Source organism: Dactylosporangium sp. NPDC051484, from assembly GCF_040689395.1.
Lineage (GTDB): Bacteria > Actinomycetota > Actinomycetes > Mycobacteriales > Micromonosporaceae > Dactylosporangium.
In genome coordinates this window covers 82,603-90,951 of sequence record NZ_JBFAZX010000030.1, presented here as the reverse complement: position 1 = coordinate 90,951, position 8,349 = coordinate 82,603, and the positions used below count along the sequence as shown (strand labels likewise).

The 8,349-nt window shown below is 70.0% G+C and carries 10 protein-coding genes; 1 reads left to right on the top strand and 9 read right to left on the bottom strand.

Annotated elements, in window-relative coordinates:
• The coding region (locus tag AB0367_RS32390; RefSeq protein WP_366230283.1) for a DUF308 domain-containing protein at window positions 1-197 on the top strand (197 nt) is incomplete at its 5' end.
• A 15-nt stretch (window positions 198-212) separates the two neighbouring features.
• Here the strand turns inward: AB0367_RS32390 and AB0367_RS32385 are convergent.
• From AB0367_RS32385 to AB0367_RS32345, 9 genes are read right to left on the bottom strand one after another with little or no spacing between them, the layout of a single operon-like run.
• On the bottom strand, window positions 213-446 hold the full coding sequence (locus tag AB0367_RS32385) for a hypothetical protein (protein WP_366230282.1): 234 nt from the start codon (window positions 444-446) through the stop codon (window positions 213-215).
• Between the two features lie 59 nt (window positions 447-505).
• On the bottom strand, window positions 506-1,444 hold the full coding sequence (locus AB0367_RS32380) for a hypothetical protein (protein WP_366230281.1): 939 nt from the start codon (window positions 1,442-1,444) through the stop codon (window positions 506-508).
• Between the two features lie 3 nt (window positions 1,445-1,447).
• Window positions 1,448-2,416, bottom strand: coding sequence for an electron transfer flavoprotein subunit alpha/FixB family protein (locus tag AB0367_RS32375; protein ID WP_366230280.1), 969 nt, complete (start codon window positions 2,414-2,416; stop codon window positions 1,448-1,450).
• A gap of 11 nt (window positions 2,417-2,427) precedes the next feature.
• On the bottom strand, window positions 2,428-3,321 hold the full coding sequence (locus AB0367_RS32370; RefSeq protein WP_366230279.1) for an electron transfer flavoprotein subunit beta/FixA family protein: 894 nt from the start codon (window positions 3,319-3,321) through the stop codon (window positions 2,428-2,430).
• Window positions 3,254-4,411 (bottom strand): ABC transporter ATP-binding protein, encoded by a 1,158-nt coding sequence (locus AB0367_RS32365; RefSeq protein WP_366230278.1) that lies wholly within the window; start codon window positions 4,409-4,411, stop codon window positions 3,254-3,256. The genes AB0367_RS32370 and AB0367_RS32365 overlap by 68 nt, the downstream gene beginning before the upstream one ends.
• A gap of 29 nt (window positions 4,412-4,440) precedes the next feature.
• Complete coding sequence (locus AB0367_RS32360; RefSeq protein ID WP_366230277.1) at window positions 4,441-5,634, bottom strand: acyl-CoA dehydrogenase family protein; 1,194 nt, start codon at window positions 5,632-5,634, stop codon at window positions 4,441-4,443.
• A gap of 9 nt (window positions 5,635-5,643) precedes the next feature.
• Entirely contained in the window at window positions 5,644-6,741 is a 1,098-nt protein-coding gene (locus AB0367_RS32355) for an acyl-CoA dehydrogenase (RefSeq protein WP_366230276.1), read from the bottom strand.
• Entirely contained in the window at window positions 6,738-7,184 is a 447-nt protein-coding gene (locus AB0367_RS32350; protein ID WP_366230275.1) for an OB-fold domain-containing protein, read from the bottom strand. Before AB0367_RS32350 ends, AB0367_RS32355 begins: the two co-directional genes overlap by 4 nt.
• The gene (locus AB0367_RS32345) at window positions 7,181-8,341 is read right to left on the bottom strand and encodes a hypothetical protein (protein WP_366230274.1); all 1,161 of its coding nucleotides are present in this window, start codon (window positions 8,339-8,341) and stop codon (window positions 7,181-7,183) included. Before AB0367_RS32345 ends, AB0367_RS32350 begins: the two co-directional genes overlap by 4 nt.
• Window positions 8,342-8,349: the final 8 nt, after the last annotated feature.

Below are 8,349 nucleotides of genomic sequence, written 5' to 3'. Positions count from 1 at the left end.
GCGGTCGGGCGCGGCTGGGGCTGTTCGCCCTGGCCGGCGCCTCGATCGTGGTCGGCCTGGTGTTCCTGTCCAACCCGGGCCTGTCGCAGCACGCGCTGATCCTGCTGACCGGCATCACGTCGCTGATCCTCGGCACGGCCGAGATCGTCGTGGCCCTGCAGTTCCGGCGCGCCGCCCGCCCCGAGCACAACACGTAGGAAAACAGCCCACCGTCATCGTCCGGAGACAGGACCGAAGAGCCGGGCGATGGGAGCGAGAAGGAGGGGGCGCGCGGCTGTCCACGCTCCGCCGACGACGAGCAGGGACAGACTGAAGATCCAGAACCCGGCCCAGTTGTCCGCATACGCGTCGGGGTCGCTCGAGCCCTGCGCCGCGTACATGTGGTTGAGGTTGCGCAGCGCACCAGTGGCCAGCACCAGGGCGACGTGCACGACAACGAACAGCACGAAGCAGATCATCACCGGGAAGTGCACCTTGCGGGCCCACTCCGCCGGGTAGACGCGGTTCAGGGTTCTGGCGTTCGCGGGCCAGATCCGGACATGCGCACCCCGGTGACCATCGCCAGCGGCGCGACGAGAAACACCATGGTGAAGTACGCCAGCTGCTGCAGGCTGTTGTAGTTCACCCACCCGTTCTCGGTCGGCCAGTTCAGCGACAGGTACTGCAGGCCCGCGGACAGCGCGTTGGGGAACACCGCCCAGCTGGTGGGCACGATCCGCATCCACTGCCCCGTCGAGAACAGCAGGATGACGAAGACCACCCCGTTGACCAGCCACAGCAGGTCCAGCGTCTGGTGGAACCACAGCGCCAGGCTGATCTTCCGCCCGCCGTCGCGCCGCGGCGACCAGAACACGGTGGGCCGTTGCTCACCGCGTATCCGCAGGCCGGACCGGATGATCAGCACCATCAGGAACACGTTGAAGAAATGCTGCCACCCCACCCACCCGGGGATCCCCACCGGCGCATCCTGCGGCAGGTGGTACTCGCCCGGGTACGCGGCCAGAAATTCCCGCATGAAATCCCGCCTGACGAGCCAGCGGACAGCCAGGATGACCATGCCGGCGGCGAGCACCAGGCCGGCACCGCCCACGACCACCGAACCCGCCCATTGCGGCCGCGTGTAAGGGCCGAACCGACGCGGCTGTGCGACCGGAATCGGGGTCTTGCGGGCCCGATTCTCACCGGCGGCGGCGGATGCCGCGGGCTCGCGCGGCGCGGCAGCCGTCCCCGGGCGGGGGAGACCGGTGCGGCGGTGCGTGGTCACGGGAGGTTCGGGCGCCTTCCGCGCCGCGTGCGACTCGGGGGCCTCGTCGATGTGCGGCGCCCTCCCCACATCAGCTTCCATCTCGAATACCTCCGCCGGCGTGTCGCCGGAGGGTGGCCACGGGTCACCGCCGGTCACGCGGGGCAGGCCACGGCGCACGGTCCGCGGGTACGTCGCCATGCGCTACTGCTCCCGGGACTTCAGGGTCTCGATCAGCTGCGGCACGACGACGAACAGGTCGCCGACCACACCGAAGTCCGCGATGTCGAAGATCGGGGCGTCCGGGTCCTTGTTGACCGCGACGATGGTCTTCGCCGTCTGCATCCCGGCCCGGTGCTGGATCGCCCCGGAGATCCCCAACGCCACATAGAGCTGTGGGCTGACCGAAACCCCGGTCTGGCCGACCTGATACGACTGCGGTACGTAGCCGGCATCCACCGCCGCTCGCGACGCACCCACCGCCGCACCCAGCACGTCGGCGAACTTCTCGACGAGCGCGAACTTCTCGCTCGACCCAAGACCCCGCCCGCCGGAGACGACCTTCGCCGCCCCGCGCAGCTCCGGGCGGGACGATGCCACCACTGCCGCCTCGAACGACTCCACCGCAGCGGCGGGCTTGCCCGAGACAGGCACCGTGAGCGTCTCGGTGACCAGCGGCTGCGCCTCCCCCCGCGCATCGACCGCGCCCTGCCGCACGACGACCACGAGCGGACCGAACGTCGCCGCCGAGTCCACGTTGTACGCGCCGCCGTAGACGGAGTGGTGCGCGAGCACACCCTGCTCGTCGCGAGAAACTCCGACCGCGTCCACCGCGAGCGGCGCGCCCGTGCGGGCGGCGAAGCGGCCCGCGACATCCCGCCCGTCCACCGAGTTCGACACCAGGATCGCATCCGGCTTGACGAGGTCGGATGCCGCGACCAGCGCGTCCACGAACGGCACCGTCAACCCCTCACCGGGATCCGCGACCAGCACCACCGCCGCCCCGAGCTCCGCCGCATCGTGTGCGAGCTCGGCGGCCTCCGTCACGATCAGCGCGACCGGCGTTCCCACCCCCGCGGCCGCGCCCAACAGGCCGGCGGCCGACTTCGCCAGCCCCCCGCCGGGCGACACCTGTAGCAGCACCAGGATCGAATCGGCAGCGTATTGCGCCATCACCACACCTCTCACGCCAACCGGTTCTGGATGAGGAACTGCGCCAGGCGAATGCCCGCGTCGCCCTCGTCGACGATCTTCACGCCCGCACCGCGCGGCGGCTTCCGCGCGATCGCCATGACGATCGACCGCGGCGCATCCACCAGCTCGGCATCCACCCCGAGGTCATCCAGCGACAACGTCTCAAACGGCTTCTTCTTCGCCGCCTTGACCCCCTTGAAGCTCGGGAACCGCGCGTCCGGCAGCGCCTCCATGATCGAGATCACCGCCGGGAGCGGAGCGGACACCGTCGCCACACCTTCATCCGTCGCCCGCGTGCCCCGCACCGCGGACTCGGTTATCTCCACCGACGTCAACGCCGTCAGCTGCGGCACACCCAGCCGTTCCGCGACCATCGCCGGGATCACACCGCCGGACCCGTCCGTGGACTGGTTCCCGGTGACCACCAGGTCGAACCCGACCCGCTGCACGGCGGCCGCCAGCACCTGCGCCGTCAGCCCGAGATCCGCACCCAGCAGCCGGTCGTCCACGACCTGCACCGCCGACCCCGCCCCCATCGCGAGGCTCTTGCGGATCGACGCCTGAGCCGATTCCGGTGCCATCGAGAGCACCACCACCTCGGCGCCCGGGTTCTGGTCCGCATACGACAGCGCGACCTCCAGCGCCCGCCCGCCGATCTCATCCAGCACGCTCTCGCTCGCGTCCCGATCGGCCAGACCCGTCTCCAGGCTCAGCTTGCGGTCGCTATACGTATCCGGGACTTCCTTGATCAGAACAACGATCCTCACCTGCGCTCCTTCCTTCGCGGGTTCGCGTTCATGAGCGGGTTCGCGGCGCTCATCCGCCCACCGTTCGCACGGGTTGCGTGGGGATGGGGAAGCCGGGATCCTTCGCCACCGGAACACAGTCGGCCGGGCTCACCCAGAACCGCACCGAGTCGCCGACCTGCCAGCTACGCGACGCCTGAGGGTCGACCACCTGGATCCTGCGGCCACCGAGCTCAATCGCGTACGAGCGCGACGCGCCGTTGTAGGCGTGCGCCCGCACTATGCCCTTGAACACGTTCTGAGTCGCGCCCTCGGGCACGTCGAGCTTGAGCGCCTCGGGCCTGATCGCGATTTGCAGGCCGGCGGACAGATCGGCGGGCGGCTCCACGCTCGAGAACACCGGGCCGAGCGAGGTGCGAAACGCCTCGCTCCCGTCCAACGGCTCCTGCACGTCGAGCACGTTCGCCGTTCCGATGAAGTCGGCCACGTACCCGTCGACCGGCCGCTGGTAGATCATCTCGGGCGTGTCCAGCTGACGGATGCTGCCGTTCTTCATGACCGCGATCCGGTCGCCCATGTTGAGCGCCTCCTGCTGGTCATGCGTGACATAGATCGCCGTGAAGCCCACGCGCTGTTGTAGCGACCGCAGCTCGAAGCGCATACGCTCTCGCAGCTTGGCGTCGAGATTGCTCAGCGGCTCGTCGAACAGCAGCACGTCCGGCTCGTACACCAGCGCGCGGGCGAGCGCCACCCGCTGCTGCTGGCCGCCGCTGAGCTCGCTCGGATAGCGGTCGGCCAGGTGCCCGCAGTCCACGGTCTCCAGGATCGCCCCGATGCGTTCGCGCACCTGTTGCTTGGTGAGCTTGCCCTTGAGCGCGCCGCGAGTGAGCGGGTACGCGACGTTGTCGGAGACTTTCATGTGCGGCCAGATCGCGTACGACTGGAACACCATGCCCAGCCCGCGCTTCTCGGTGGGCACGTAGCGCCCGGAGGCGGAGTCCATGACGACCTGGTCGCCGATCCTGATGAAGCCGGAGTCGGGCCGTTCCAGCCCGGCGATGCTGCGCAGGGTCGTGGTCTTGCCGCAGCCGCTCGGCCCGAGCAGACAGAGGAACTCGCCCTCCGCCACGGTGAGATCGATGCCGTCGATCGCCGCGACGAGATCGTCTCCGCCCTTGAACTGCTTGCGCAGGCCGCGGATCTCGATGCGGCCTTGAGTCTTGGTCATGTCGTTGGCCTTCACTCTCGGTGGTGCCGTCAGCGGCTGCGGGGGAGGCCTAGACCGGCCGTCGCGATGATGTCGCGCTGGACCTCGTTCGCGCCGGCGCCGAAGGTGTGCACGAGCGAGTCGCGCCACATCTGCTCCATGATCCCCTCGTGCGGCGCGAGGTCGCTGCCCTTGCGCAGATGACCGTAGGGACCGAGCATGTCCATACCCGTGATCGACATGCGCTGCTTGAGCTCGGTGAGTAGCACCTTGATCTGAGCGGCGGCGGAGCTGGACACGTCGCCGGTCTCAACGGCCTCGGTGATCGCCCCCTCGATCAGGGTCTCCAGCCCACGCAGGTCGGACTGGTGAGTGGCCAGCTCGCGACGCACGGACGGGTTGTCGAAGGGGATCACCCCGTCGGGGCGCGGCAGCTGCGACAGCTCGACGAGCTCGGCCAGGAACCGGCGGATGTGCCCCACCGGGAAGTTGCCGATCCGCTCCAGCCCGAGCGCGCCGCCCAGGTACGACCACCCCTTGTTCTCCTCGCCCACGAGGTGGTCGGCAGGAATGCGCACCCCGTCCAGGTAGGTGGTGTTGGTACGGCCGCCCTCGACGGTGTAGATGGGGCCGAGCTCGACGCCGGGCGCGTTCATGTCCAGCACGAACAGCGAGATCCCGTCGTGGCGGCGGCCCTCGGTGTTCGTGCGTGCGGCCAGCCAGCAGTACCGGCTGCGGTGCGCGCGCGTCGTGTAGATCTTCTGCCCCGTGATCACGTAGTGGTCGCCGTCGCGCACCGCGCTCGTGCGGAGGCTTGCCAGATCGGTCCCGGCACCTGGCTCCGTGTATCCGAGGCAGAAGTTCGCCTCTCCCGCCGCGATCAGGGGCAGGTACTTCGACTTGAGCATCTCGGACGCGTAGTGCAGCATGGCCGGCGCGACCGTGGTGGTCGCGGTGCGAGGGAACGGCGCGCCGTAGTAGCTGATCGTGTCGGTGAACAGCTGGCGCTGCAGCGCTGTGCCACCCGATCCGCCGTACTGCTTGGGAATGCCCAGGCCCAGCCATCCGCGGCTCGCCAGCTCCTTCCACCACGAGCGCTCCCACTCGAATGAGATGTGCTCCTGGTTGTGGTGCTGCTCAGGCAGCGCCTGAAACTGCCGCTCGACCGGCCAGGCGGTGTCGAGAAACTCGCGGATCTCGGCGACGAGACGGCGATCGGAGTCGTCAAGGTGTATCAAGGACATTCTTATCCCTCAATTGTTCACGGTGGTCGGGAAACGAACGCTCAGGATGTCGCCGGCCACGTCGTCGGGCTCGGGGAGGCGGTATGCCGCCGACTTGAGCCTGCGCGTGAACAGCTGGAGGTCGAACTCGAGCGATACGCCGGAGCCGGCCCAGATCTGGTGCGCCTCCTGCGCGGCGAGGTTCGCGGCGCGGCGCGCGAGGTTGACCGCCTCGGCGACGGCCGCCACGGCGGCGGGGTCGCCAATCCCGTGCTCGCCGATCATGAGCGCCGCCTCGCGGCTCAGGTGCATGAGCGCCTGCCCGCCGATCGTGACGTTGGCGAGCTTGTGCTGCACGGCCTGGAAGCTGCCGATGGCACGGCCGAACTGGAACCGGGTGCCCGCGTGCTCGACGGTCATGTCGAGCACGCGCCAGATCAGGCCCGCGATCGTCGCGCTTTCACTGAAGGCGCGCAGCCGCAGCACCGAGTCCACGCTGACGTCGTCGAGCGCGCAGATGTGCTCGGACTCCACGGCATCGAGCGTCACCGTGAACAGCGGCTGTTGGCTCATCGTCGGCAGGAAGCGCAGCTCGACGCCATCGCGCGAGCCCGACAGGTCAACGGCGCGCCAGGTGGTCCGGCCGTCCTGCTGCCACGGGACGATCAGGCGCTGCGCGTCCGCGGCGTGCGCCACCAGGTGCACGGTTCCGCTCAGGCGCCCGTCGGCGAGCCGCAGGTCGTCGCCGGGCCGCGGAATGCAGGCGGTCCACAGCGCGCCGTCCAGCAGCCCGGCCACGACCGGATCGTCCTCGGAGCGTGCGCTGGCGGCGACGAAGTACGCCGTCTCGGCGAACGTCGTGATCGGCGCCGGCGCCCCCGCGTAGCCGTTCTCAACCAGCAGGAGGTGCAGTCCGAGCAGCGCCTCCGCGTCAGCCCCGCCGACGGGCGCCGCCAGCGAGAGCCACGATCCGCGGCGCAGCTCATCCCAGACGCCCGTGTTGGCGCGTCCGCCCTCTCCCTCCGCGTCGCGCAGCGTGCTCGGCGGCGCGAGCTGTTCGATCGCGCCGCGCAGCGCCTCTCGGATCTCGGGTTCGTCGAGTGCGACAGCGATGGACGGTTTCGTCATTTCTCTTCCTCTGCGGCTCGGGCTTTCTGATGTTCTGTTGCTCGGCCAGGCGACGCTGGCGCCCACTGGACGAGGGTGACCTCCGGCGTGACGGCCTGGAAGACGGGGCGCAACCGCATGCCCACCCGCAGCTGGTCGAACGGGCAGTCGACCACGCCCCCGACCACGCGCACGCCGCCGACCTCGACGATGCCGACCGCGTAGGGCGGGGGTAGCTCCTCGATCGTGCGGTGCCACACGACGGTCCAGGTGTGCAGGACGCCGCGGTCGGGCAGTTCGTGCCACGAGAACCCCTCGGCGTGGCACTGCGGGCAGATCGGGCGCACGGGCCAGCGCGGCGTCGCGCACGTGTCGCACCGCTGGACCAGCACCCGGCCCTCGAGCGTGCCGGCCCAGAACGGCGCGAACAGCTCGTGTCCGGGGTCGGGCAGGGGACGTGTCATCGGTTTACCTCGATTCGTTCCAGGACCCCGATCGATCCGTCGCCGAGGTCTCCCCACCCGGTCACCGCGATCCTGCGCGCATCGGCGACCTGCCGCTCGCCGCACTCTCCGCGCAACTGCCGAACCGCCTCGACGACGTGGTTGAGGCCCACCAGGTGGCCCTCGCTGAGCAGCCCGCCGTGCGTGTTGACCGGCAACGCGCCGCCCGGGCCGATGCCCTCGCGCTCCACGAACGCGCCGGCCTCGCCCTCCTTCGCGAAGCCCGCCGACTCGAGCTGGTGGAGCAGCTCGAAGGTGAAGCAGTCGTAGATCATCGCGGCGTCCATGTCCTGCGGCCCGAGCGAGCTGGCGTCCCACGCGCGCCGTGCCGCCTCGTCGAGGCCGATCGCGAGCAGGTCGGGCCTGCTGGTCAGGTCGTCGGGCGCGCAGGGGCGCCCCTCGGCGACGGCGCTCACCCGCGCGGCGACGTCGCGACCGCCCACGCGGTCGGCGGTCGTCACGATGACGGCGCACGCCCCGTCGGTCTCGGGAGAGCAGTCGAACAGCGTGTAGGGGTCGGCGATCATGCGGCCGGCCAGGTAGTCGTCCATCGTGAGCGGCTTGCCGTGCATGAGCGCGTTCGGGTTCAGCTGCGCCCACGCGCGCATCGCGAGCGCGACGTGCCCCAGCTGACGGCGGGTCAGCCCGTGCTCGTGCATGTACCGCCGGCAGATCATCGCGTATCGCTGCGCGGGGGTGTTCAGCCCGTACGGGTGCTCGAGCTGGGTGCGCAGGTGCTGGGCGGGAAGGTGTGACGCGCGAGTGCCCACGCGGGCGCCGGAGGCGCCGTTGCGTGCTCGGTAGACGAGCACGCACGAGGCGGCGCCGGCGCGGATCGCGTGCGCGGCCGAGCCCAGGCTCGCCACGGCGCTGGCGCCGCCCATGTGCAGCGTCGGGCTGAAGGTCACGCCCGGCAGCCCGAACATCGAGACGATCTCTTCGGGGCTGGTCTGATGGGGATACCCGACGATGCCGTCGATGTGACGTGGGTCGATGCCGGCGTCACGGCACGAGGCGAGGATCGCCTGCGCGGCGAGCAGGTCGGGGGATCGCTTGCTGGAGCGCGAGTAGTCGGTCTCGCCGACGCCGGCGACGACGACGTCGTCCTGTGCTGTCATCGGCATCC

Excerpts from the sequence above, each read along its gene's own strand:
- AB0367_RS32360 (WP_366230277.1), bottom strand. The coding sequence starts at position 5,634 with ATGTCCTTGATACACCTTGACGACTCCGATCGCCGTCTCGTCGCCGAG.
- AB0367_RS32380 (WP_366230281.1), bottom strand. The coding sequence starts at position 1,444 with ATGGCGACGTACCCGCGGACCGTGCGCCGTGGCCTGCCCCGCGTGACC.
- AB0367_RS32350 (WP_366230275.1), bottom strand. The coding sequence starts at position 7,184 with ATGACACGTCCCCTGCCCGACCCCGGACACGAGCTGTTCGCGCCGTTC.
- AB0367_RS32365 (WP_366230278.1), bottom strand. The coding sequence starts at position 4,411 with ATGACCAAGACTCAAGGCCGCATCGAGATCCGCGGCCTGCGCAAGCAG.
- AB0367_RS32375 (WP_366230280.1), bottom strand. The coding sequence starts at position 2,416 with ATGGCGCAATACGCTGCCGATTCGATCCTGGTGCTGCTACAGGTGTCG.
- AB0367_RS32345 (WP_366230274.1), bottom strand. The coding sequence starts at position 8,341 with ATGACAGCACAGGACGACGTCGTCGTCGCCGGCGTCGGCGAGACCGAC.
- AB0367_RS32355 (WP_366230276.1), bottom strand. The coding sequence starts at position 6,741 with ATGACGAAACCGTCCATCGCTGTCGCACTCGACGAACCCGAGATCCGA.